Annotated in this window: 16 protein-coding genes and 1 pseudogene; 12 read left to right on the forward strand and 5 right to left on the reverse strand. The window is 67.7% G+C overall.

Annotated elements, in window-relative coordinates:
* The first annotated feature begins 21 nt into the window (after positions 1 to 21).
* The gene (gene thrB / locus E5A74_RS09470; RefSeq protein ID WP_135984153.1) at positions 22 to 978 is read left to right on the forward strand and encodes a homoserine kinase; all 957 of its coding nucleotides are present in this window, start codon (positions 22 to 24) and stop codon (positions 976 to 978) included.
* Entirely contained in the window at positions 975 to 1,418 is a 444-nt protein-coding gene (rnhA, locus tag E5A74_RS09475; protein ID WP_135984155.1) for a ribonuclease HI, read from the forward strand. Before thrB ends, rnhA begins: the two co-directional genes overlap by 4 nt.
* 62 nt (positions 1,419 to 1,480) lie before the next feature.
* Here the strand turns inward: rnhA and E5A74_RS09480 are convergent, their stop codons facing one another.
* Positions 1,481 to 1,966, reverse strand: a complete 486-nt coding sequence (locus E5A74_RS09480; protein WP_206365820.1) for a cupin domain-containing protein — start codon at positions 1,964 to 1,966, stop codon at positions 1,481 to 1,483.
* A 400-nt stretch (positions 1,967 to 2,366) separates the two neighbouring features.
* Between E5A74_RS09480 and E5A74_RS09485 the strand changes: the two genes are divergently transcribed.
* The 5 genes from E5A74_RS09485 (at position 2,367) to E5A74_RS09505 (ending at position 15,761) form a co-directional block, all read left to right on the forward strand.
* Positions 2,367 to 4,013: a ShlB/FhaC/HecB family hemolysin secretion/activation protein gene (locus tag E5A74_RS09485; RefSeq protein WP_166745715.1), complete on the forward strand. Its 1,647-nt coding sequence runs from the start codon at positions 2,367 to 2,369 to the stop codon at positions 4,011 to 4,013.
* Between the two features lie 22 nt (positions 4,014 to 4,035).
* The gene (locus E5A74_RS09490; RefSeq protein WP_135984159.1) at positions 4,036 to 12,561 is read left to right on the forward strand and encodes a YDG domain-containing protein; all 8,526 of its coding nucleotides are present in this window, start codon (positions 4,036 to 4,038) and stop codon (positions 12,559 to 12,561) included.
* Between the two features lie 217 nt (positions 12,562 to 12,778).
* Positions 12,779 to 13,891, forward strand: coding sequence for an 8-amino-7-oxononanoate synthase (locus E5A74_RS09495; protein ID WP_135984161.1), 1,113 nt, complete (start codon positions 12,779 to 12,781; stop codon positions 13,889 to 13,891).
* Positions 13,888 to 14,517, forward strand: coding sequence for a dethiobiotin synthase (gene bioD / locus E5A74_RS09500; RefSeq protein ID WP_135984163.1), 630 nt, complete (start codon positions 13,888 to 13,890; stop codon positions 14,515 to 14,517). Before E5A74_RS09495 ends, bioD begins: the two co-directional genes overlap by 4 nt.
* Entirely contained in the window at positions 14,514 to 15,761 is a 1,248-nt protein-coding gene (locus tag E5A74_RS09505; RefSeq protein WP_135984166.1) for an adenosylmethionine--8-amino-7-oxononanoate transaminase, read from the forward strand. The genes bioD and E5A74_RS09505 overlap by 4 nt, the downstream gene beginning before the upstream one ends.
* Positions 15,762 to 15,775: 14 nt before the next feature.
* Here E5A74_RS09505 and E5A74_RS09510 read toward each other — a convergent pair whose 3' ends face one another.
* The 4 genes from E5A74_RS09510 to E5A74_RS09525 form a co-directional block, all read right to left on the reverse strand.
* Positions 15,776 to 16,189 (reverse strand): acyl-CoA thioesterase, encoded by a 414-nt coding sequence (locus tag E5A74_RS09510; protein ID WP_135984168.1) that lies wholly within the window; start codon positions 16,187 to 16,189, stop codon positions 15,776 to 15,778.
* A 133-nt stretch (positions 16,190 to 16,322) separates the two neighbouring features.
* Positions 16,323 to 16,496, reverse strand: a complete 174-nt coding sequence (locus tag E5A74_RS09515; protein ID WP_135984170.1) for a YegP family protein — start codon at positions 16,494 to 16,496, stop codon at positions 16,323 to 16,325.
* A 38-nt stretch (positions 16,497 to 16,534) separates the two neighbouring features.
* Positions 16,535 to 17,617 (reverse strand): NAD(P)/FAD-dependent oxidoreductase, encoded by a 1,083-nt coding sequence (locus tag E5A74_RS09520; RefSeq protein ID WP_135984172.1) that lies wholly within the window; start codon positions 17,615 to 17,617, stop codon positions 16,535 to 16,537.
* Positions 17,614 to 18,561, reverse strand: a complete 948-nt coding sequence (locus E5A74_RS09525) for an alpha/beta fold hydrolase (RefSeq protein ID WP_135984174.1) — start codon at positions 18,559 to 18,561, stop codon at positions 17,614 to 17,616. The genes E5A74_RS09520 and E5A74_RS09525 overlap by 4 nt, the downstream gene beginning before the upstream one ends.
* A 49-nt stretch (positions 18,562 to 18,610) precedes the next feature.
* On the opposite strand from E5A74_RS09525, the pseudogene E5A74_RS21440 reads away from it, so the two are divergent.
* From E5A74_RS21440 to E5A74_RS09550, 5 genes and pseudogenes are all read left to right on the forward strand, one after another.
* Positions 18,611 to 19,048 (forward strand): annotated as a pseudogene (locus tag E5A74_RS21440) (A24 family peptidase); the annotation flags it as partial.
* Positions 19,049 to 19,340: 292 nt separating this feature from the next.
* Positions 19,341 to 20,369, forward strand: a complete 1,029-nt coding sequence (cpaB, locus tag E5A74_RS09535) for a Flp pilus assembly protein CpaB (RefSeq protein ID WP_135984177.1) — start codon at positions 19,341 to 19,343, stop codon at positions 20,367 to 20,369.
* A 1-nt stretch (position 20,370) separates the two neighbouring features.
* Positions 20,371 to 22,068: a type II and III secretion system protein family protein gene (locus tag E5A74_RS09540; protein WP_135984179.1), complete on the forward strand. Its 1,698-nt coding sequence runs from the start codon at positions 20,371 to 20,373 to the stop codon at positions 22,066 to 22,068.
* An 18-nt stretch (positions 22,069 to 22,086) separates the two neighbouring features.
* Positions 22,087 to 22,725: a CpaD family pilus assembly protein gene (locus E5A74_RS09545; protein WP_135984181.1), complete on the forward strand. Its 639-nt coding sequence runs from the start codon at positions 22,087 to 22,089 to the stop codon at positions 22,723 to 22,725.
* Entirely contained in the window at positions 22,722 to 24,002 is a 1,281-nt protein-coding gene (locus E5A74_RS09550) for a P-loop NTPase family protein (RefSeq protein WP_135984183.1), read from the forward strand. The genes E5A74_RS09545 and E5A74_RS09550 overlap by 4 nt, the downstream gene beginning before the upstream one ends.
* Positions 24,003 to 24,030 lie beyond the last annotated feature (28 nt).

Genomic DNA, 24,030 nt, shown 5'->3' on the forward strand with positions numbered 1-24,030 from the left:
GATGACGAAGAGGGGGTTTGGTTGGCGGTCTACACACAGGTTTCGGCCGAGGCGCTTTCGGATTTCCTCGCGAAGTTCGACGTCGGCGAACTGGTATCCGCCAAGGGCATCGCCGAGGGCGTGGAGAACTCCAACTATCTCGTCGACACCAGCAAGAGCCGCTTCATCCTGACGCTCTACGAGAAGCGCGTCGCGGCGGACGACCTGCCTTATTTCATGGCGCTGCTCGATCATCTCGCCGAGCGCGGCCTGCCGGTGCCGCCGGCGGTCCCCGATCGCGACGGCACGCTGATCCACGCGCTCGAAGGCCGGCCGGCCTGTCTGATCCAGTTCCTCTCGGGCGTCTCGGTCTCGCATCCGACTCCGCTGCAGGCGCGCGCCGCCGCCGAGGCGATGGGCAAGATGCACAAGGCGAGCGCCGATTTCGCGCGCGATCGACCCAACTCGATGGGAGTCGCGGCATGGCGCCCGCTGTTCGAGCGGTGCGGCCGCGATCTCGATACGATCGCGCCCGGGCTCTACGACCGTGCCGGCAAGGCGCTCGACACGATTCTCGCCGGCTGGCCGAGCGACCTGCCGCGCGGCGCGATCCACGCCGATCTGTTCCCCGACAATGTTCTGATGCTGGGCAATCGCGTGACCGGGCTGATCGACTTCTATTTCGCCTGCACCGACATCCGCGCCTATGACCTCGCGGTGATGCACGGCGCCTGGGCATTCGACGCGAAGGGCGAGACATTCGATCCCGCGGTCGGCACCGCCCTGGTCGAAGGCTATGCCGCCAGCTTCGGGCTGACCGATGCCGAGCGCGCCGCGCTGCCGATCCTCGCCGAGGGCGCGGCGCTGCGCTTCTTCCTCACGCGCGCCTGGGACTGGCTCAACACCCCCGCCGACGCGCTCGTCACCAGGAAAGATCCGCTCGCCTATCTGCGCCGGCTGGACTTCTACGCAGCGAACGGCAACGCGCTTTTCGCATGACCGAACTGCAACATGTCGAGATCGCCACTGATGGCGCGTGCAAGGGTAATCCGGGACGCGGCGGCTGGGGGGCGGTCCTGCGGATGGGCGGCACCGAGAAGGAATTGTCGGGCGGCGAGCCGCACACCACCAACAACCGCATGGAGCTGATGGCCGCGATCCAGGGCCTCAACGCGCTCAAGCGGCCCTGCCGCGTCACGCTGTCGACCGACAGCCGCTACGTGATGGACGGCCTGACCAAGTGGATCCATGGCTGGCTGAAGAACGGCTGGAGGACCTCGGACAGAAAGCCGGTCAAGAATGCCGATTTGTGGCAGGGGCTGCTCGCCGCAGCGAAGCCGCACCGGGTCGAATGGGTCTGGGTCAAGGGCCATGCCGGCCACCCCGACAACGAGCGCGCCGACAAGCTCGCCAGCGACGCCGCGCTCGCCCAGCGCTGAGCGCCGACGCGACCCCGGATTGTCCCTCCGGCCCCATCATCAAGGCGCCGGCGCCGGATCGGTCATTTCGCGCCGGGCAATTTGATTCCGAGCAGCACCAGCCGATCGCCCGTGATGTCGAAAAAATGCGGCACACCCGCGGGGATCAGGATGACGTCGCCCGGACCCAGTGTCCGTGAGTTGCCGCCCTCGATCCGGCTTCCCTCCACCAAATTGGGTTTGCTGGCCTTTGGATCGGCCATCGTGCCCCCGGAAACCAGCGTGCCGGAGCCCTCCAGCACGATCGCGTATTCGGCCTCGGCCGGGTGAAGCGCGGGGCGGCCCGGCTTCCTCCATATCTCGATCGCCGCCACGGTCGCGCCGTCGCGGACCAACGGCCTCCACATGAACCCCTGATCGGCTTTCATTTCGCCGAGCATCTGGACGACCTGGCGTTGGACATCCGCGCCGCTCGCGAAGCCAGACGGGTCGGGTGCTTGAGCAGCACCCGTCTGCGCGTAAGCGGCGGCGCTTCCCGACGAAACGGCAAGCAGCAGCAATATGCCCATCGTCCGGGCTCGGGCCATTGTCTTCACCGCAACATTCCTCCGGTCCACGAACCATCCGATCGATTATTGCTGAAAGCGGTTTCCGACAATGGCGCGGGGCCCGCAAGGTCCCGTCATTGCCAAAATGCGGGCAGTCTCGGCCGTGCACTCGCCAAGTCTTTCAGCTCCCAAGACTTTGTGCGGACTTCACGTTCCGGACGCTCCGCAATTCGCTTCCGTCGATGGGAAAACCACTTCGGTCGAAAGCCGCGAAGCGACCGACCCCGAGGCGCGTAGGCCGGTGCGGCCGATTCGAGGAACTCAGGCTCGGCGGCGCATTGTTTGGAATATTCGGGGGATTTCGGTGGCCGGCTCATGCAAGCAAGCGCGCGCGCTCGGTTCAGGTGCGTTGCTGGCGCCTATGTTGTTCTGGAGCTGCGTCGGTGCGGATGCTGCGCTGGCGCAGGACTTCCCGCGCAATCCCCTGCCCACGCGCGAAGAGCTCGATCCCGCGCGACGCACGGAGACGTCGACGCGCGTCCGCGCCAACCCGCTGTTCTCGCCGCTGCGCGCGCCCTGCGCCTTTGCCGAGATGGAGCAGCGGTTCAAGCTCACCAGCGTGGAATTCCTCGGCGCGACCGCGCTGACAGCACGGCAGCTGGCGCCTGCCTATCAGGATCTGCTCAACAGCGAGGTGCCGTTGTCGGCCGCCTGCGAGATCCGCGACCGCGCGGCGGCGCTGTTCTTCCGCGAGGGCATCCTCGCGCGCGTCGAAATACCGAGGCAGGAGATTACGGACGGCAAGCTGACCATCGAAGTGATCGAGGCCCATCTCTCCGACGTGCGGGTGAGCGGTGACGTTGGCCCCGTGCGCCGCAAGATCGAACAATACATCAACAAGGCGCGCTCCGACGGGCCTTTCGACCTCGACAAGGTGCAGCGCTATCTGTTGCTCGCATCGGACATACCGGGCGTCCGGATCACCACGACGATAAGACCGATCACCGGCCAGCGCGGTGCCGTGGCGCTGGAGATCGAGGTGACGCGCGACCTGCTCGACACGACCTTCAACATCCACAATCTGGCCAGCGAGACCTCGGGTCCGTGGACCGCGCTCGCCCGGGTCGACGTCAACAGCCTGACCGCCTTCGGCGATCGCACCTCGATCAGCGCCTATGCCTCGAGGGACCTGAAGAAGCAGCGGGTGATCCAGTTCGCCCAGGAAGGCCGTTTCGGCAGCCAGGGATTGGTTGCCCGCACCTCGCTTTCCTATGCGGAAGGGCATCCCGGCGGGCTGCTCGGCTTTCTCGGTCTCAACACGCAATCGATCGTCTCCTCGACCGAGCTTTCCTATCCGATCGTCCGCAAGCGTCGCGAGAATCTGACGCTTGCCAACGGCCTCGAGATGGCGAACCAGAAGACCCGCTTCGGCGAGTTCACCGTGAGCGAGGATCGCATCCGCGTCGCGTTTGCCCGATTGCAGGGCAATGTGAGCGACGCGATCGGAACGGTTCCGATCTCGGCGGCGGGCTCGATCGAAGTCCGCAAGGGGCTCGATATCCTGAACGCGAGCGATCCGGGCGCGATCGAGCTGTCGCGCTTCGATGCGGATCCGCGCGCGGGGGTCGTGCGCGCCAATCTGTTCGCGCAGGCGCAGCTCTCCCCCGTCGTCTCCGTCAGCATCCGGACCGAGGCGCAGACGGCGACGGGACCGCTCGTCAGCTACGAAGAGATCAGCGCCGGCAACTTCACCATCGGCCGCGGCTATGACGCCGGCGTCATCTCGGGCGAGCGGGGCGTCGCCAGTGCTTTCGAAATCACCATGGGTCCGTTCGGCAACAAGACCGCGAGCGCGAGCCTGTTCGCGTTCCTCGACGCGGCGCGTGTCGACAATTTCGATCTGGGTGGCGAGAGCGCGTCGGTCAAATCGGTCGGCGGCGGCTTCCGCGCCGTCGTGCTGGGCAGCGCGACCCTCGACGTCACCATGGCCGTACCGCTGACCGAGCCCTTCCGGGGCTTCGGCAAGCCGGACCCGCGCGTCCTCGTCAATCTCACCACCCGCTTCTGATTCTCAGGCTGGAGACCCTGTCATGGCCCAGATCGTTCGCACCGCCGCCGCGTCCCTCCGCAACCGCCTGCTCCTCGGCACCGCCCTCGCGATGCTCACCGCAGCGCCTGCCTATGCCCAGGTCTCGGGAATGACGGGGGCGAGCGCCCAGTCGAACGGTACCGCGCCGACCTTCAACAACGGCACCCCCGGCAGGACCGCGATCACGTTGAACGGCTCGCGAACCCTCATCGACTGGAACACGTTCGACATCGGCTCCACCGATACGGCGACCTATTATTTCCAGGATGGCAAGGATATCGTCCTGAACCGGGTCAAGATAGGCTCGGCGAACATCGACGGCACGCTCGAAGGCCGGGTCGGGACGCCCGCGAGCAGCCAATATGGCGGCAACATCTGGGTCCTCGCGCGCGACGGCGTGATCTTCGGCGCCAATGCGCGGATCAGCACGGGCGGGCTCCTCGCGAGCACCGCGACCACGATCGAAGGTGGCGACGCGGCCTTTCTCGGCACCAGCGGCACCTTCGCGGTCGGCATGTCGGGTGCCGCGGACGGAAGCAAGGTCCAGGTGCTGAACGGCGCGCAGATCCGCGGTTACGGCGGAGCGCTGGCCTTTATCGCACCCGAAGTGACGACCGCCGCCGGCTCCCAGATCGGCAAGGGAACGCTGACCGGAACGCCGCAATCGCCGGTGCCGACCTCCTCGGACATCGCGAGCACCCAGGTGCTCTACGGCGCCGCCAACAAATATACGGTGCAGTTCGCACCCGAGGCCGGAAACGACCTCTCGCTCGTCAAGTTCGCGGTGCCCGATACCGCCAGCGGTTCCGTCGCGGCCACGCCCCTGAGCCTCGCGGGCACCACCGACGCGGGGGACATCTATCTTGCCGCGGTCAGCCGCGCCGGCGTGATCAACGCGGCGATCGATATCAGCGGCACCCTCGTCGCCACGCGCGCGAGCACCGTTGGCGGCACGATCATCCTCGGATCGGGTGGCAGCACCGGGGTGGTGGAAACCGCAGCCGATGGCTCGGACGTCGATCTCCGGCTTACCGGGTCGATAACCGCTGGCACATCGATTGGGGCGAAGGTGTCCGGGCACTTCGTCTCGACGGGCTCGATTTCACTCGCCGGCCCCTTCGATGCGGGCGGGACCAGGATCGAGGCGGGCGGCGCGATCTCGGTCACCGACATCTCCTCGACCGGGGGCTCGAGCCTCGACCTTGTCGGCGCCTCGGTTACGGCGGGCACCCTGACCGGCGCGCATGACGTGTATGTGGAGGCACGAAGCGGCGCGATCAACGTGACGCGTGCCAGCGCAGGTGACGACATCCTGATGAAGGCGTCGCAGGGCGGCATCACGCTGGGCGGCGCCATCCTCACCGGACTCTCGAACGTCGCCGATGTGCCCATTGCCAGCCGCGGAGACACCGGTGGATCCGGGCACCGCCAGCTATATCTGAACGCGCGGGACAAGATCACCCTGGGCGCCGCCTCGCCGGCCGCCATCACTGCGGCCAATGTCCTGTCGATGGCCGGTTCGACGCGTAACGGCACGATCATCAGCGGCGGGGACGTCGAGATCAATTTGGGCTCCGGCGGATCTGCTCCCAAGCTCAACACGATCAGCGCCGGGAACGGCGCCGCCGACATCAGGATCACGTCGCTGTCGCAGCTGCCCCTCGGCCAACTGACCGCGCGTGACATCATCATCGACCTTGGCATCAACAACCTCGACATGGAAAGCGCTGCCGATGTCCGGCGGGACTATCTCGTCCGGGCCGGTGCGTATTTCCAGAATTCGCTCAACCCCCTGCAGGCCAATCTGCGCGACCTTTCGGTGACGATCACCGGCGCTTCGATGAGCTTCGGTTCGTTCTCGCTCACCGCCGGCCGGAATTTGACCGTCATCGCGGAAGCAACCGCCTCGGGCAATATCGGCTTCAACAACCTGACCGCGCTGACGGGGAATGTCACCTTCACCGCCGCGAAGGATATCTACAACTCCGGAAACGTCACAGCGCAGGGGGACATCACGATCCAGTCGCTGACAGGCGGCATTCGTGTCGTCAAAGACGTCACCGCGACGACCGGCAATCTTTCGCTGCTGTCGGCGGATAACGGCAGCAACACGACGTCGCTGGTGGACGGGATGGTCCGAGTTGGCGGCAACAACTACACGCTCCGCGGCGGAGAAATCTCAGGATTTGGCAACACGCTGAAGCCGATCTTCACCGGATCGGGCCCGGCCAACTTCAACATCATCGACACCGCGGGCGGGCTCACCCTCCCGGCCTCGATCAACGTGACCGGCAATCTCAATATCACCGTTCAGGGCGCGAACAACTCGTTCGGTATCGGCGCCGCCACGCTCACCGTCGGCGGCAATTTGTCTGTGAGCGCGGACCTTCTTTCCTTCGGCACCCGCCCGACGATCGGCGGCAATTACAGCGTCACCGGCACGAACTTCTTCGGCAAGGTCCTCGAGCCGATCTTCACGAACGGGGGCAACAATTTCTCGATCGTCGACACGGCGGGCGGGCTGGACCTTCTCACGACGAACCTCGCCGCGCCTGGCACGCTCAGCATCGAGGTGCAGGGCGCCGGCGCCAATCTGACCGTCAACGGGCTTTCCGCCGGCGGCGACTTGCTCCTGAAGGCCGGCGGCACGCTGAACGTGAAGCAGGCGGCGACTGTCACCGGGAACTACGCGATCACCGCGCAGGATTTCACCGGCTTCGCCTTCCAGCCCGTGGGCATGGCGGCGAGCAGCGACTTCACGATCGTCGATACTGCGGGCGGGCTCACGCTCGGCGCCCTCAACGTCGGCGGCACGCTGAACGTTCGTGCGGAAAACGGCGACCTGACGATCGCCGGCCCGATCAGTTCGGCCAATGAGGACATCGCGCTCTCCACCACCGGCGGCGGCGCCATCGCGCTCAATGGCAATGTGACGACCGGCTCGTCCCGGTCGGTCTTCCTGAACGCATCGGGCAACATCACCCAGACGGGTATGATCGGCACGGGCACGCTGACCGGCAGCGCGACGGGATCGGCGATGCTCACCGGCGCGAACCTGATCGCGACGCTCGGCGACTTCTCGGCCAACGGCTTCAGCCTGAACGACACCGCCGGCGGCCTGCTCGTCAGCGGAAACGTCAGCGGCGGCACGGGCACGGCGCGCATCGTCACCACAGGCGACATCGACCTCGGCGGCGCCGGCCGGCTGCGCGGCCGCGAAGTGATCCTGTCGGCGACGGGCGCGCTCGACAACGCGGCCGGCGCCGGCGCGATCGCCGCGACGGACCGCTGGCTCGTCTATCTGGGCAGCCATCTCGGCAACAACTTCAACAATCTCGACAGCGGCGCGACCGCGATCTGGAATGCGGCGCTCGCGAGCAAGGATCCGGGCACGATCAGCGGCACGCACTATGTCTTCAACTATCTGCCGACGCTCACCTTCCGCAGCCTCAACCTGTCCAAGACCTATGGGCAGACGCTCGCCTTGGGCACGCCGGTGGCCGGTACCCATTACTCGATCAGCGGCCTGCTGGAGTCGGTGGCGGGCGCCTATCAGGGCGATACGCTGTCGTCCGTCCTGTCGGGCATGCCGTCGCTCTCTTCGCTGGGCGCAGGAGCGCAAGCCAGGGTCGTCGGCGGTGGCTATGGCATCGGAATCGGCCTGGGCAGCCTGCAGAGCCTGACCGGATACGCGCTCCAATTCGATGGCAGCGGCATCCTGACGGTGAACAGGAAGACGCTGAGCGCCGCGGCGAGCGTCCAGAACAAGGTCTATGACGGGCTGCTCGATGCGCAGGGCACCTTCACGCTCAACGGCGTCGAGGCGTGGGACACCGGAAATGTGTCCGCGACAGGATCGTTCCGCTTCCAGAACAAGAATGCCGGCGTGCGGGGCGTCGACGCCCTGTACTCGCTGGCGGGCAGCGCGTCGGGCAATTACGATCTGACCTTGCCCTCCGGCCTTGTCGCGGAGATCTTCAGGAAGAAGCTCACGCTGACCTTCGACGCGAACAACCGCGTCTATGACGGCACGGTATCCGCGACGGGCGTGGCCCGCAGCCTGAACGGCGTGGTGGGATCGGAAGCGGTCGGCTGGCAGAATCTGGTCTTCGAGTTCGACAGCAAGGACGCCGGAAACCGTCGCGCGCGCCTCGTCGGCGGCGGCTTGTCGGGCAACGCGTCCGTCATTTCCAACTATGAGCTGGACATCGCGGGGACGGGCGCTGTGGACGCCCTCATCGTCAAAAAGGGCCTGAAGGTCGATTTCAGGCCGCGCGACAAGACCTATGACAGCCTGCCCGGCGCCACCGCCGACATCCTCGCCATTCTCGGCCTGGTCGGCAGCGAGACCGTCGGCCTCGTCGACCCGAGCTTCGCCTTCGCAAGCTATAATGCCGGCACGCATCTGGTCAGGATGACGGGCGGGTCGCTCAGCGGTGCGGCATCGGGCAACTATTATATCGACACCGCCGGCATGGCCGGCATCGCCGCCAATATCCTCAAAAAGGGCGTCACGTTCGATTTCGGCGTCGGCCCCCGGCAGTATAATGGCGGATTCCTCGCCAATGCCCTCGTGCGCAACATGGTCGGCGTCTACGCCGTCGATGCGAGCGCCGTCGGCATGAGCGATGTCGTCTTCCAATATGACGGCAAGGATGTCGGCAACCATCTGGTACGGCTGACCAGCGGGTCGCTGACGGGATCGGCCTCGGGCAATTATTTCATCGACTTCGCCAATCAGGGCACGGTTCTCGGCCGGATCGATCCTCGCATACTGACGGTGAACGCGCTGGTCGCGACCCGGCAATATAATGGCGGCGTCGACGCTTCCGGCACGCTGACGCTCGGCAACCTCGTCGCCGGCGAGGAAGCGCTGGTGCGCATCGACGGCGCCGCCTTCCGGTTCCGCGACAAGAACGCCTCGGCCACCGCCAAGGCGGTCGACATCACCGGCGGCATGCTGACCGGTGCCGGCAGCAGCAACTACACCGTCGCCATTCCGGCGCAAACGACGGGGTTCATCACCAGAAAGGCGCTCAACGTCAGCGCCAATGTCGGCGACAAGACCTATGACGGCACGGCCGCGGCGACCGGAACCTACACCTATGATGGCATCGTCGGCGGCGATGTCCTGACGGTGGCGCAGGGACGCCTCGAGTTCGAGGACAAGAATGTCGGGACCGACAAGAGGGTGTTCCTGCGCGACGCGGTCCTCGGCGGCGCCGACAGCGCCAATTACGAGGTGTCCTTCACCACCTCCGCCGGCCTCGCCGACATCTCCAGGCGCGACGTCCACGCCTCCGCCTCGGTCTCCGACAAGACCTATAACGGCCAGCGCGACGCGAGCGGAACGATCGGTGGGTTCACGGGCTACGCCGCGGGCGACGAGGGAATCAACGCGACGGGCGTATTCGCCTTCCTCGACAAGAACGCATCCGGCAGCGCCAAAGCCGTGCAGATGCTCAGCGCGCTGCTGGGCGCCGACTATGCCGGCAATTACAATCTGATCGTTGACAATGCCGGGGCGCTCACTGCCTTCGTCAACCGCCGCGATGTCCACGCCACCGCGTCGATCCTGCGCAAGATCTACGACGGCCAGCTCGGCGCGACCGGCACGATCGGCGGCTTCACCGGCTATGCCGCCGGCGACGAGGGCATCAACGCGACGGGCGCATTCGCCTTTCTCGACAAGAACGCGTCGGGAAATGCCAGGCCGGTGCGGATGCTCAGCGCCCTGCTGGGCGCCGGCTATGCCGGCAATTACAACCTGATCGTCGACAATGCCGGCGCGCTGACGGGCTTCATCGACCGCCGCGACCTGCATGCCACTGCGTCGATCCTGCGCAAGATCTACGACAACAGCCTCGATGCGACCGGCACGATCGCGGGCTTCACGGGGCAGGTGGCCGGCGAGACCGGAGACGCGGCCGGCATCTTCGCCTTTCTCGACAAGAATGCGTCGGATTCGGCGAAGGCGGCGCGGCTGCTCAGCTATACCCTGACCGGCGATTTCGCGAACAACTACAATCTCGTGCTGGACAACGCCGGCGCGCTGGCGGGCTTCATCGACCGCCGCGCGCTCACCGTCGGGGCCGCAGCGGCACGCAAGACCTATGACGGGCGCGTCACCGCCCAGGGCTCGTTCAGCCTCGGCAACTACGCGCCGGGCGAGGAGGGATCGCTGCGCATCGCCGACGCGGTGTTCAGCTTTGCCGACAAGAATGCCTCGGCGAACGCGAAGCGGGTCCTGATCAGCGGGGGCACGCTGGCCGGTGTGGGATCGGGCAACTACAGCGTGGTGATCCCGCTCGAGACGACCGGCTTCATCGACAAGGCCCTGTTGCGGGTCAGCGCGAGCGTCGTCGACAAGGAATATGACCGGACCACCGCCGCGACCGGCACCTACAGCTATGAGGGCCGCGTCGACAATGACGACGTTCAGGTCATCGGCGGCCGGCTGGAGTTCGAGGACCGGAACGCGGGCAAGGACAAGAAGGTCTATCTGCGGGCGGCGAGCCTCGGCGGTCTGGACAAGGACAATTACGACATTCAATTCGCCGAAGCGGCGGGGACTGCCAGCATCAACCCGAAGGCCATCACTGCCGCGGTCACGCCGCACGGCCGCGATTATAACGGCGGAACCGCGGCCGAAGCGGATGTCGTGCTGAACGACATCCTCGCCGGTGACGCAGTCGGCTACAACGGCACCTTCACCTTCGCGAGCAAGAACGCCGGCAGGCAGCAGGTGTTCGTCGAGCTGACGCTCACCGGCCAGGACGGCGGCAACTACACGGTCTCGATCCCCGGCCCGGTGTTCGGCGAGATCGCGAGGAAGGCCCTCGGCGCATCCGCGCTGGTGGACCGGCGCGCCTATGACGGCACCACCCGCGCCACCGGAAGCGTGGCGCTGACCGGCGTCGAGGCGGTCGATGCCGGCAAGGTGCATGTCGACGGCGCGACCTTCACCTTCGACACCCGGAACGCAGGCAGGAACAAGGTCGTGACGATCAGCGGCGGCCGTCTGGCCGGCGACGAGGCGGCGAACTATTCGGTGACGATGCCCGACATGGCCCAGGGCGAGATCACCCAAAAGGCGCTGGGCATCTCCGCGTCGGTCGTCACCCGCGATTATAACGGCAAGACCGATGCGCAGGGCAGCTTCTCGCTCAGCGGCGTCGAGGACGTCGATGCCGGCAAGGTCTCGGTCGACGGTGCGACCTTCGCCTTCGAGACGAAGGACGCCGGCGGGAACAAGGTGGTACGGATCACCGGCGGGCAGCTGGCGGGCGACGCGGCGAGCAATTATTCGGTGGAGATCCCGGCACAGGCCTGGGGTGAAATCGCGCAGAAGGTGCTCGGAATCCGGGCGATCGTCGGCACGCGCGAATATGACGGCACCACCCGTGCCGACGGCAGGTTCGAGCTCGCCGGCATCGAGGCCGTGGACGCCGGCAAGGTCTCCGTCGAAGGCGCGGCTTTCACCTTCGCGACGAAGAACGCCGGCAAGGACAAGGTCGTGACGATCACCGGCGGCCACCTGTCGGGAGCGGAATCGAGCAATTATTCGGTCACCATCCCCCTGACGGCGCTCGCCGAGATCACGAGGAAGGCGCTGGGCGTTTCCGCAAAGGCCGACGACAAGGAATATGACGGCACCACGAAGGCGAGCGGCAGCTTCGATTTGTCGAACGTCGTCGAGGCGGACCTGGGCAAGGTGTTCGTCGAGGGCGCGACCTTCACCTTCGACACCCGGCAAGCCGGAACCCAGAAGGTCGTGACGATCACCGGCGGTGCGCTCGCCGGCTCGGAAGCAGGCAATTATTCGGTGACCATCCCGCTCTCCGCGCTGGCGAACATCTCGAGGAAGGTGCTGCAAGTCAGCGCGACCGCGAACAACAAGGTCTACGACGGCACCACCACGACGACCGGCTCCGTGCACGTCACCGGCATCGTCGAAGGCGATACCGTCGGCCATGCGGGCGGGGTCTTCAATTTCGCGGACAGAAATGCCGGCACGGGGAAATCGGTGTCCGTCACCGGCTTGACGCTCACCGGCGCCGATGCGGGCAATTACGACATCCAGATGCCCCAGGGCGTCTTCGCCAGCATCGCGCGTCGCGCGCTTTCGATCCGCGCGAACGACGCCTCCAAGGAGCAGCGTCAGTCCGACCCCGCCCTCACCTATGTTCTGGCGCAGGGCGATCTCGTGTCGGGCGATCAATTGACCGGCGCGCTGGCGCGCGAGAGAGGCGAGGCGCCAGGGCGATATGGCATCCTCCAGGGAACGCTGACCGGCGGCGCCAACTACGACATAAGCTTCACGCCGGGGGTGCTCAGCATCACCGCGCCGACGGGGAGCGATCAACCGCTGCCGACGGAGCCGACCGCCGATCTGATCTCTTTCGTCCAGAACCGAGCGCAGGTGCCAAGTCTCGCGCCGGCCAATAACGGGCTGGTCGTCGTCGATGCGGGGATCGGGTGCAAAGCCGAAGATCAGGCTTGTCCCCAGCCAGCCGCGCAGCCCTGAAAAGGAAGGAACGGCGGTTTCGGGGGCCAGCCTGGCCGCTCCAGAGACGGATTTTGGGGCGCGTCTGCCCTCCTGAAGGAGGAATGCAGGGGTGCGAGGGCAATTTTCGGGTCCCCGGCGCTGAGCGCCGACGCTCGACGGGCATCGTCGGAAACGCTCGACGAGCTCGGCGCCGCGCAGCCTTGTCCAACGGCGTGGCGCCTGTGTACGGGCGCGCATGGGTTATTTCGCACGCCAGCAAACCGATCTCGCCTCGCTCGCCGCGATGGATCGTTCGCGGCGGCTGACGCCGCGTAGCGGGCGCGACTTTTCCTCGAACGACTATCTCGGGCTGGCCGGCGCGCCGCGGCTCGCGGCGGCAGTGGCGGCGGCGCTCGAACGCGGAGTACCGATCGGCTCGGGCGGCTCGCGCCTGCTGCGCGGCAATCATGCCGAGCATCAGGCACTCGAGGAGGAAGCGGCCCGCTTCTTCGGAAGCGAGACGGCATTGTTCTTCTCGAGCGGCTATGCCGCCAACGTCGCGTTGCTGGCGACGCTGCCCCAGCGCGGCGACCTCGTCGTGTACGATGCGCTGGTCCATGCCAGCGCGCACGAGGGGCTGCGGCTGGGACGCGCCGAGAATCGCGCGGCCGCGCACAACGAGGCCGATGCGTTCGAGGCGGTCATCGCCGCGTGGCGCCGTGAAGGCGGCACCGGCCGGGTCTGGATCGCCGTCGAGAGCCTGTACAGCATGGACGGCGACCGCGCGCCGCTCGACGCGCTCGCGGCGCTCGCCGATCGGCACGAGGCGATCCTGCTGGTCGACGAGGCGCACGCCACCGGTGTGTTCGGCGCCGACGGGCGCGGCCTCGCCGACGCGCTGCAGGGCCGCGAGAACCTGATCACGCTGCATACCTGCGGCAAGGCGCTCGGCTGCGAGGGCGCGTTGCTGTGCGCGCCGGCGACGGTGCGTGACTTCCTCGTCAATCGCGGGCGGGGCTTCATCTTCTCGACCGCCCCCTCCCCGCTGATCGCCGCCGCGGTGCGCGCGGCGCTGCGCCTGCTGGTGGAGGAGCCGCAGCGGCGCGAACGGCTCCACGCGTTGATCGGCGCCGCGCAAACGCTGCTTGCGCCGACGGGCGTGACCCCGACCGGGTCGCAGATCCTGCCGCTGATCATCGGAGACGATGGGCGGACGATGGCGCGCGCCGCGACGCTGCGGGCCGCGGGATTCGACGTGCGCGGCATCCGGCCGCCTACCGTCCCCGCCGGCACCGCCCGGCTGCGCGTCTCGCTGACGCTCAACATCGGCCTCGACGACGTCGCCGCGCTGGCAGGAGCGCTGGCATGACCCGTGGGATCGTCGTCACCGGCACCGACACCGATGTGGGCAAGACGGTGTTCGCCGCGGCGCTCGTCGCCGCGATCGGCGGCAGCTACTGGAAGCCGGTTCAGGCGGGGCTCGATGCGGGCGGCGACAGCGCCGGCGTCGCGGCGCTCTCCGGCTTGCCGGCCGAACGCATCCTGCCCGAGGCGTATCGCCTGCACACCCCCTGCTCGCCGCACCGCGCGGCCGAGATCGACGGCGTGACGATCGATCCGGCGCAGCTCGCGCTGCCGGCATGCGATCGGCCGCTGGTGATCGAAGGTGCGGGCGGCCTGCTCGTCCCGCTGGCCCGCGATCTGGTCTACGCCGATATGTTCGCGCGCTGGCGCCTGCCGGTGGTGCTGGTCGCGCGCACCGCGCTCGGCACGATCAACCACAGCCTGCTCTCGATCGAGGCCCTGCGCGCGCGCGGGATCGCGATCCTCGGCATCGCCTTTGTCGGCGACGCCAACGAAGACAGCGAGGCGACGATCGCGGCGATCGGCGACGTCCGGCGGCTCGGTCGGTTGCCGATCCTTCCCGCGCTGACCCGGCCGGCGCTCGCCGGAGCGTTCGCGGCGAACTTCCGCCCCGCGGACTTCACCGCATGAGCTCGCCGGTCTGGCATCCCTTCACCCAGCACGGGCTGGGCGAGCCGATCCCGCTGGTGACCCGGGCCGAGGGCGCCGCGCTGCACACTGCCGACGGGCAGCGCATCGTCGACGCCATTTCGTCATGGTGGGTGACGACGCACGGCCATGGCCATCCGCGGATCATGGCCGCGATCGCCGAGCAGGCGGGCACGCTCGATCAGATCATCTTCGCCGGCTACACCCATGAACCCGCCGAGACGCTCGCGGCGGGGCTGGTGGCGATGATGCCCGCGCCGCTGGCGCATGTGTTCTTCTCCGACAGCGGCTCGACCAGCGTCGAGGTGGCGCTCAAGATGGCGCTCGGCTTCTGGGCGAACCGCAACGCGCCCCGCCACCGCATCGTCGTGATGGAGCACAGCTATCACGGTGACACGATCGGCGCGATGTCGATCGGCGCGCGCGGGGTGTTCAACCAGGCCTATGGTCCGCTGCTGTTCGACGTCGCGACCATCCCCTTCCCTGCGGCGGGGTGCGAGCAGACGACGCTCGATGCGCTCGAGGCGCATTGCCGCGAGGCGCCCGCCGCCTTCATCGTCGAGCCGCTGATCCTCGGCGCCGGGGGCATGCTGATCTACGCGCCGGCGCTGCTCGCCGAGATGCGCGCGATCTGCGCGCGCCACGGCGTGTTGTTCATCGCCGACGAAGTGATGACCGCCTGGGGCCGAACCGGCACGCTGCTCGCCTGCGACCAGGCCGGCGTCGTGCCCGACATCCTCTGCCTGTCGAAGGGGCTGACCGGCGGCGCGATCCCGCTCGCCGCGACGCTTGCCACCGCCCCGATCTTCGACGCGCATTTCTCCGATGATCGCGCGCGGATGTTCTTCCATTCGTCGAGCTACACCGCCAATCCGATCGCCTGCGCCGCCGCGGTCGCCAATCTGGCGATCTGGCGCGACGAGCCGGTGCTCGCGCGCGTGGCCGCGCTCGGGCTGCGCCAGCAGCAGCAGCTCGACGCACTCGGGCAGAGCGTCGATATCGCCAATCCGCGCCGGATGGGGACGATCGCCGCGTTCGAGCTGGCCGGGGGCGCCGCGGGTTATCTCGCCTCGGTCGCGCCGCGGCTGATGGCCTTTGCCCGGGCGCGCGGCGCGCTCCTCCGCCCGCTCGGAGCGACGGTCTACGTCATGCCGCCTTATTGCATCGACGACGACGATCTGGGCGCGATCTATGCGACGCTCGGGGAGTTCATCTCAGGCGATTAGCCCCGAGGGGCCGATCAGGCCTCGTCGGTTTTGGTGAAGAAATGGTCGATGACGTCGCGCGCCAGCCGCGAGGGCTTGAGCGTCTCGGCATCGACGCAGCACCAGCTCGACTTGACCTCGGCGAGCACCTCGGAGCCGCGCCGGATCACCGTCTCGTAAAAGGCGCGCGCGCCCTGCACCTTTTCGAGCAGCACCGTCGCGACGACGTCGTCGTCGAGAAATGCCGGGCGGCGATAGGTGATCTCGTGCTTGAGCGCGACCCAGAGGTGCTTGGCGACCGCCTCGGGCGGGGCGAGCCCGCGCCAATGGCTGATCACGGCTTCCTGCACCCATTTCAGATAACTGGCATTGTTGACATGCCCCATGAAGTCGATGTCCTCACGGGCAACGTCGATGCGGAATCGATAGGGAAGCGGAGCGCTTTGCATGGCGCGCAAACCTATCACTCCCTGCGATTCGCAGCGAGGAAAATCCGCGAAAACCCGCAGAAATCCTCGACTTTCACCGAAGGCGCAGCTTTCCGTAACGGCAATGCCGGGGCGTGGGGGCCACCCTGCCGGGTCAGCCCTCCTCAACGGGCGCTGAAGGACCGTTCTTCAGGATCGATTCGATCGCATTCTTCGCGGACGCTTTGGACGCATAGCCTTCGGTCCAGAAGATCGTCTCGGCGTTGTGCTTGAATTTGGCGACATATTCGCCCGCCTTGTTTTGCTCGATCACGAATTTGTGCGCCATGGCCCACTCCGTCCGTCATTGTCGGCGCGAAACATAGATCAGAAACGTCGCGGGGAATATCGTTCTGCGTCGATCTGCGCGACTTCCACGCCAGGCGATCGGCGCAGCAGCAGCGCCGCCGCCAGCTTCGCGGCCGCCGGCGCGGTCTGGATACCGAAGCCCCCTTGCCCGGCGCACCAGAAGAAATTCTCGACCTGCGGATCGAAGCCATAGACCGGCAGTCGATCGGGCGCGAAGCTGCGCAGACCCGCCCATTTGTGCTCGAGCGCGGCGACGCGCCAGTCGACCGCCTGTTCGAACCGGTCGATCGCGATCGCGACGTCGATCTCCTCGGGCGCGGCGTCGCACGGGGGGCTGGCGATCTCGTCGTGCGGGCTGAGCCACAGCCGCCCGCCGGCCTCGGGCTTGAAGTAGAAGCTGCCGCCGATATGCGCGACGTGCGGGCAGCGCGGCGGCGGCGCAGGCTCGGTGCGGAGCTGGAGCATCGTGCGGCGATAGGGCTGGATGCCGAGCGGCGCCGCGCCGGCGAGCGCCGCGACCGGATCGGCCCAGGCGCCGGCGGCATTGACGAGGATATCGGCCTCGAACGCGCCCGCCCGGGTGTCGAGCCGCCAAAGGCCGGCCTCGCGATGCGCCGCCGCGAGCGCCGCGGAGACGACGAGCGTGCTTCCGGCCCGGCGGGCGGCGGCGAGGCACGCGGCGTGCAGCCCGCCGACGTCGATATATTCGCAGCTCGGCTCATAGACGCCGAGCGTCCATTCGGGGCGCAGGCCGGGCAGCGCCTCGCGCGGATCGACGGCGCGCAGCGCGACGCCGGTCCCTTCGAATTTCGCGAGCAGGGCGTCGATTTGCGCGCGTTCGCCCGCACGGCCGATATGGAGCGAGCCGAGCGGCTCGAGGAAGCCGCCGGCGCGCAGCAGCGGCCCCGACGCGGTGGTCAGCGGCTGGATGTCCGGTCCGCCATAGGTTTCCGACCAGAACGCTGCCGAGCGGCCGGTGGCGTGGTAGCCGGGACGCTCCTCGGCCTCGAGCAAGAGCACCCGCAGGTGCGGCGCCAGCTCGGCCGCGAGGCTCGCGCCGGCGATCCCGGCACCGACGATCGCGACGTCGTACCGGTTCACGCCCGCGGCGCTCGTTCGTCGAGAAAACTGTCGATCGCGCCGAGCGCGCGATCGCGCACGGCGTCGCTCTCGCGCAATATCTCGTGCGCGCTCTCCTTGCCGAAGCGGACGACGCGCACGTCGGGCAGGCGCGGCGCGAGCGCGAGCGCGGCCTTGCCGTCGATCAGCCCGTCGCGCTCGGCGACGAGCATCAGCACCGGCACGCGGATCTCGGCGAGCCGCGGATCGGCGGCGAGCTCGCGGATCGAGCGGAAGCCCTCGATCACCCAGCGCCAGCTCGGCGGCCCGGTGAGCAGCTCGGGCCTCTGCGTCTGCCAGCAAATCTCGTCGGCATAGCGATCGGGATCATGGGTGAGCAGCGAGGCACGGGTCTCGGTGGTATAGGGCTTCTCATTGCCCTTCCACGCCGGACGCGCGGGATCGCCGAGCCCGCCGAGGAAATTGGCGGCACGCTCGGCAAAGGGCCCGAAGATCCCCGCCTTGAACCCGAGCATCGGCGCGACGAGCACCGCCGCATCGGGCGCGATCGCGCCCTCGGCGAGCGCGCGCAGCGTCAGATGGCCGCCCATTGAATGCCCCATCGCGATGCGCGGGCCCGGGTTCGCCGCCGTCCAGCCCGCCCAGAATTCGCGCAGATCGCGGATATAATCGGCATAGTCCTCGATATGGCCGCAGTTCTTCGACGCGGTCAGCCGGCCCGAGCCGCCCTGCCCGCGCCAGTCGAACGAGGTGATGTTCCACCCCGCGGCATGCCAATGAGCGAAGCTCTCGAGATATTTCTCGAAAATGTCGCCGCGACCGCCCTCGAAGAGGATCGAGCCGCGCGGCGTGTCGGTCTCCGCGCGCCAGTCGAACACGCGATGATCCCAGCCGTCGGATGCCAGCCAGCGATCGATGCGCCCGCCCGCGGGGATCGCGCGGCGGTCTATAGGGGAAGATGCCATGGGCGTTGGTTACGTTTTGATAAGCCATCCCGTCTAGGTCTGAGGCGCGATGGGGGATGTGTTTCTGACCTTTCTGCTGGGCGCGCTCGGCCTGCTCCTGGTCTCGGCCGGGGTCGAGGACGCGCGTTCGCGCAACATCGCCAACTGGAAGAACGCCGCGATCGCGCTGCTCGCCCCGCTCTGGTGGTGGGCCAACGGACTCGCGTTCTGGCCCGATGTCGCGCTCCAGCTCGGCCTCGCCGCGCTGGTCTTCGCCTTCTTCGTCGGCGCCTTCGCGATCGGCCAGATGGGCGGCGGCGACGTCAAGCTGCTCGGCGCGCTCGCGCTGTGGCTGCCGGTCCAGCCGCTGGTCGGGATGCTCGTGCTGATGTCGCTCGTCGGCGGCGCGCTGACGATCGTCATGGTCGCCGAGCGCTGGACGCAGTTGCGCGGGGGGCTGCGTGCCCTGCCGTGGCGCACGATCGGCCCGATCGCGCTCGCCGCACTGGCACTCGCGCTGCTCGTCCATGCGAGCCGTGGCGGGATCGCCGCGGCGCTGTTCGCGCGCCCCGTGGCTGCCGTCGCGGTGGCGATGGCGCTGGTCGCCGCGCTCGGCGCGCTGCTGCTGATCGGGGCCCGCGCGGCACGCAAAAACGGCATCGTCCCCGAGACACCTTACGGCGTCGCAATTGCGATTTCGACGCTGCTCGTTCTTCGCGAACCGATTTTTAACCAGTTCACGTGATGCTTAACGCCGGAGCAACTCAACCGGCCATGTAATTGAAAAGGCTTGAAGCGAAATGGATGCACGCAAGCTCATTCTGCTCGTAGGCGCACTCGTGGTCGCTGCGATCACGGCGTTCATGGCACGCAACATCCTCGTCGGCGCACCCACGCCGGTCGCGGGCGCGGCGCCGGTTCCCGCAGCGGCTCCGCAGAACACCACCGAGGTGATGGTCGCCACGCGTACCCTGCCGGTCGGCACGATCCTCGACGCCACGTCGGTCAAGTTCGTCGCCTGGCCGAAGGAGCTGATCGAAGGCGCCTATTTCATCAAGGGCGAGAGCGAGCCGGCCAAGCTGCAGGGCACCGTCGTCCGATTCGCGATTCCGGCCGGCCAGCCGATCACCCAGGGCGCGCTGGTCAAGCCCGGCGACCGCGGCTTCCTTGCCGCCGCCCTCGGGCCGGGCATGCGCGCCGTGACCGTTCCGGTTTCCGCGCAGAGCGCCGTGGCCGGCTTCGTCTTCCCGGGCGACCGGGTCGACCTGATCCTCACCCAGTCGGTTTCCGGCGGCGGCGACGGTCCGGCGCTCAAGGCGTCCGAGACGGTGCTGCGCAACCTGCGCGTGCTCGCCACCGACCAGAAGACCGACAAGACCACCGACGACAAGGGCAACACCGTCGTCACCACCTATTCGAACGTCACCGTCGAGGCGACGCCGAAGATCGCCGAGAAGATCGCGGTCGCGCAGACGGTGGGCCAGCTCTCGCTGTCGCTGCGCTCGATCGCCGACAATCAGGGCGATCTCGAGCAGGCGATCGCCAATGGCGAGGTCGATGTGCCCGCCGACGGCGATCCGGCGAAGGAAAAGGAAATGCTGGCGCGCGCCGCAGCCCGGCCGATGGAAGGCCGTGGCGGCTTCGCCACCGGCGCCGACGTGTCGCGCTTCCAGCGTAGCACCGTCCCGGGCAAGGCTGAGGATCGCACTGCGACCGCCCAGCCGGTTCCGGGCAATTATCCGGGCGGCGCGGCCGTCCGCAAGGGGCCGGTGGTCAATGTTGCCCGAGGCAACGCTGTGACCGAGATCGAGGTCGGGGGTAAGAACTGAAATGCGCACCAAGACTCACCTGAACCGGGCGCTGGGCGCCACGGTGACGGCCGCTCTGGCGATGACCATGCCCGTCGCGGCGATAGCCCAGGCGCGCCAGAAGGCCCGCGTCGCCAGCCTTCCGGCCGGCACCGAACGCCCGACCCGCGAAGTCCTGCTGTCGATCGGTGAGGGCGAGCTCGTCACGCTGCCGACCGCGGTCACCAATGTGTGGACCTCGAACCCGGGCGTGGCCGACGTCTACGTCGCCAACCCGCGGCAGATCCACCTGTTCGGCAAGGAATTCGGCGAGGCGACGATCTTCGCCACCACCGCCAACGGCACGGTTGTCTATTCGACCAATGTCCGGGTGAGCCAGAACATCACCTCGATCGACCGCATGATCAAGGCGGCGATGCCCGAGGCGGACATCAAGGTGACCACCGTCGGCCAGCTCGCGGTGCTGAGCGGCACCGTCGCGTCGCCCGACGACAGCGAGCAGGCCCAGCGCCTCGTCCTCGCCGCGCTCAATCCGGGCGTCAACGTCTCGGATCCGAACGCGCAGCTCAAGATCATGGTGATGAACCGTCTCAAGACGGCGACGCCGCTGCAGGTCAATCTGCAGGTGCGCTTCGCCGAGGTGAGCCGCAGCTTCGTCAAGGACATCGGCGTCAATCTGGCCACCCGCGATCAGACCGGCGGCTTCCAGTTCGGCGTCCAGTCGGGCACGCGCTCGCCGGGCACGATCGGCACGCCCAACCTGTCGAACCTGCCGGTGCTCGACGCGTCCTCGCGCTTCGGCTTCCCGGCCGGCACGATCAGCCTTCCCTTCGATCCCGCCAAGGGCGATTTCGTGCTTCCGGGCACCGGTTCGACCTATCAGATCGACAAGGGCACCAAGTTCAGCACGCTCGGCCTCGCCGGCAAGCTGCTCGGCCTCGACGTGCTCGGCGCGCTCGATCTCGGCGAGCGCATCGGCCAGGTGACGACGCTCACCAATCCGAACCTCACCGCGCTCTCGGGCGAGACCAGCACCTTCCTCGCCGGCGGCGAGATCCCGATGCTGGTCAGCCAGGCGCTCGGCCAGGTGTCGGTGGAATACAAGCCGTACGGCGTCAGCCTCGCCTTCACCCCGACCGTGCTCTCGGACGGGCGCATCTCGCTGCGCGTGCGGCCGGAAGTGTCGACGATCACCACCACGGGTGCGATCTCGGTCGGCAGCACGCAGATCCCGGCGCTGACCACGCGGCGTGCCGAAACCACCGTCGAGCTCGGTTCGGGCGAGAGCATGGTGATCGGCGGCCTGCTGCAGAACAGCCACGACAATTCGATCGACAAGACCCCGGGGCTCGGCGACGTGCCGGTGCTCGGCGCGCTCTTCCGCTCGAACGGCTTCCGCCGCAACGAGACCGAGCTGGTGATCGTGATCACCCCGTATCTGGTCAAGCCGGTCAACGCCAACCAGATCGTTCTGCCGACCGACGGCTACAAGGCGCCGGACGATTTCGAGCGGATCATCGGTGGTGACCTGGTGGGCAACAAGGCTGGCGGCGATCGCCCCAAGCCGAGCATGGCCCCGAGCGGCGCGACCCCCACGGTCGGCGCTTTCGCACCGGGGCCGGCGCTTCCCGCCGCCCCTGCCCCGCAGCCCGCCAAGGCTGCCCCCGCCCCTTCGCGGCCGAAAAAGGGCGGCGCCGCCGCCCCCGGCTTCGGCTTCTGACGCCCTGAGGAGATCGCAATGTTGTCGCGCTTCACTCCCCTCCTCCTCGCTCCGGCGCTGCTGCTGAGCGCGTGCGGGACCTATAATGGCGGCCTCGAATCGGTTTATCAGCCGGTGGTCGAGCGCAATGACTATGTCTTCGACGTCCGCACCGCCGGCTATGCGCTGGCGCCCGGCGAAGGCCAGCGGCTCGCCGGCTGGCTCGAATCGATGGGGCTCCGCTACGGCGATCGCATCTCGATCGACGATGGCGGCAGCGGCAATGGCGAAGGCGCCCGCGCGGCGATCGCTGAGGAAGCCAATCGCTACGGCCTGCTGCTTTCCGATCAGGCGCCGGTCACCGTCGGCCAGATCGCGCCGGGCACCGTCCGCGTCGTCGTGACCCGGATGACCGCCAGCGTGCCGAACTGCCCCGATTATTCGCGCCAGTACACGCCCGATTGGTCGCAGAGCACCACCTCCAATTTCGGTTGCGCGATCAACAGCAACCTTGCCGCGATGGTCGCCGATCCGGCCGATCTCGTCCGCGGCGCCAGCGGCTCGTCGGTCACCGATCCGGTGACGGGCGGCAAGGCGATCAACGCGCTGCGCGGCGCCAAGCCGACGGGCGGCGGCGGTACCCAGGTCAAGTCCGACAGCGCCGGAGGCAAGCAGTGAACGCACCTTTCCACCCCTCGCGCACCGGCCATCGCGAGCCGTTCGTTGCCTTTGTCTGCGACGAAGGGACGGCAGAGGCGCTGCGCCCGATCGCCGTCGAGCTCGGCTGGTCGCCGGAAAAGGTCAACAAGGGCGGCCTGCGCAATGCGGTCCAGACCCTGTCGGTCTCGGCGAGCCCGAACGTGCTGTTCGTCGATCTCTCGGAATCGGGCGATCCGCTCAACGACATCAACGCGCTGGCCGAAGTCTGCGAGCCCGGCACGATCGTGATCGCCTCGGGCCAGGTCAATGACGTGCGCCTGTATCGCGACCTCGTCGCGAGCGGCATCCACGATTATCTGCTCAAGCCGCTCAACCCGGATGCGCTGCGCGACACCTTCGCGCAGGCGCAGGCCGCGCTCAACGCGCCCAAGCTCGCCGAGCCCGGCAGCGACGTGCCGCATTGCGCGATGGCGGTGATCGGCACGCGCGGCGGCTGCGGCGCCTCGACGATCGCGACGTCGCTGGCATGGCTGATGAGCGACAAGCATGCGCGCACCACCGCGCTGCTCGACCTCGACGTGCATTTCGGCACCGGTGCGCTCGCGCTCGATCTCGAGCCGGGCCGCGGCCTGACCGACGCGATCGAGAATCCGAGCCGCATCGACGGGCTGTTCATCGAACGCGCGATGGTCAAGGCATCCGAGCGTCTCGCCGTGCTCTCGGCCGAGGCTCCGATCAACGCACCGGTCCTCACCGACGGCGCGGCCTTCTATCAGCTGCAGGAAGAGATGCGCGGCGCTTTCGAGTGCACCGTGGTCGATCTGCCGCGCAACATGCTGGTCAACCATCCGCATCTGATCACCGACGTGCAGGTCGCGGTGCTGGTGACCGAGCTGACGCTCGCCGCCGCGCGCGATGCGATCCGCATCCTCAGCTGGTTCAAGTCGAACGCGCCGCAGACCCAGGTCATCGTCGTCGCCAACAAGGTCCAGCCGCAGGCGATGCTCGAGATCAGCCGCAAGGACTTCGAGGGCTCGATCGAGCGCAAGATCGATCTGATGATCCCGTTCGAGCAGAAGGTCGCCGCGCAGGCCGCCAAGCTCGGCAAGCCGCTTGCCGAGGCCGGCAAGTCGGCCAAGTCGCTCGCCCCGCTCGTCGACCTGGCGCAGCGGATCATCGCGATCACCGATTCGGGTGAGCGCGACGACAAGGCGGCGAAGCCGGCCAAGGGCTCGAAGGGCAGCTCGCTGCTCGACAAGATCAAGGTCAAGATGCCGTCAAAGGCAAAGAAGTAACCACTTCGCGCATAGGCTGCGCGGGTAC

The sequence above is a fragment of the Sphingomonas naasensis genome (assembly GCF_004792695.1).
Taxonomy (GTDB): Bacteria; Pseudomonadota; Alphaproteobacteria; order Sphingomonadales; family Sphingomonadaceae; genus Sphingomonas; species Sphingomonas naasensis.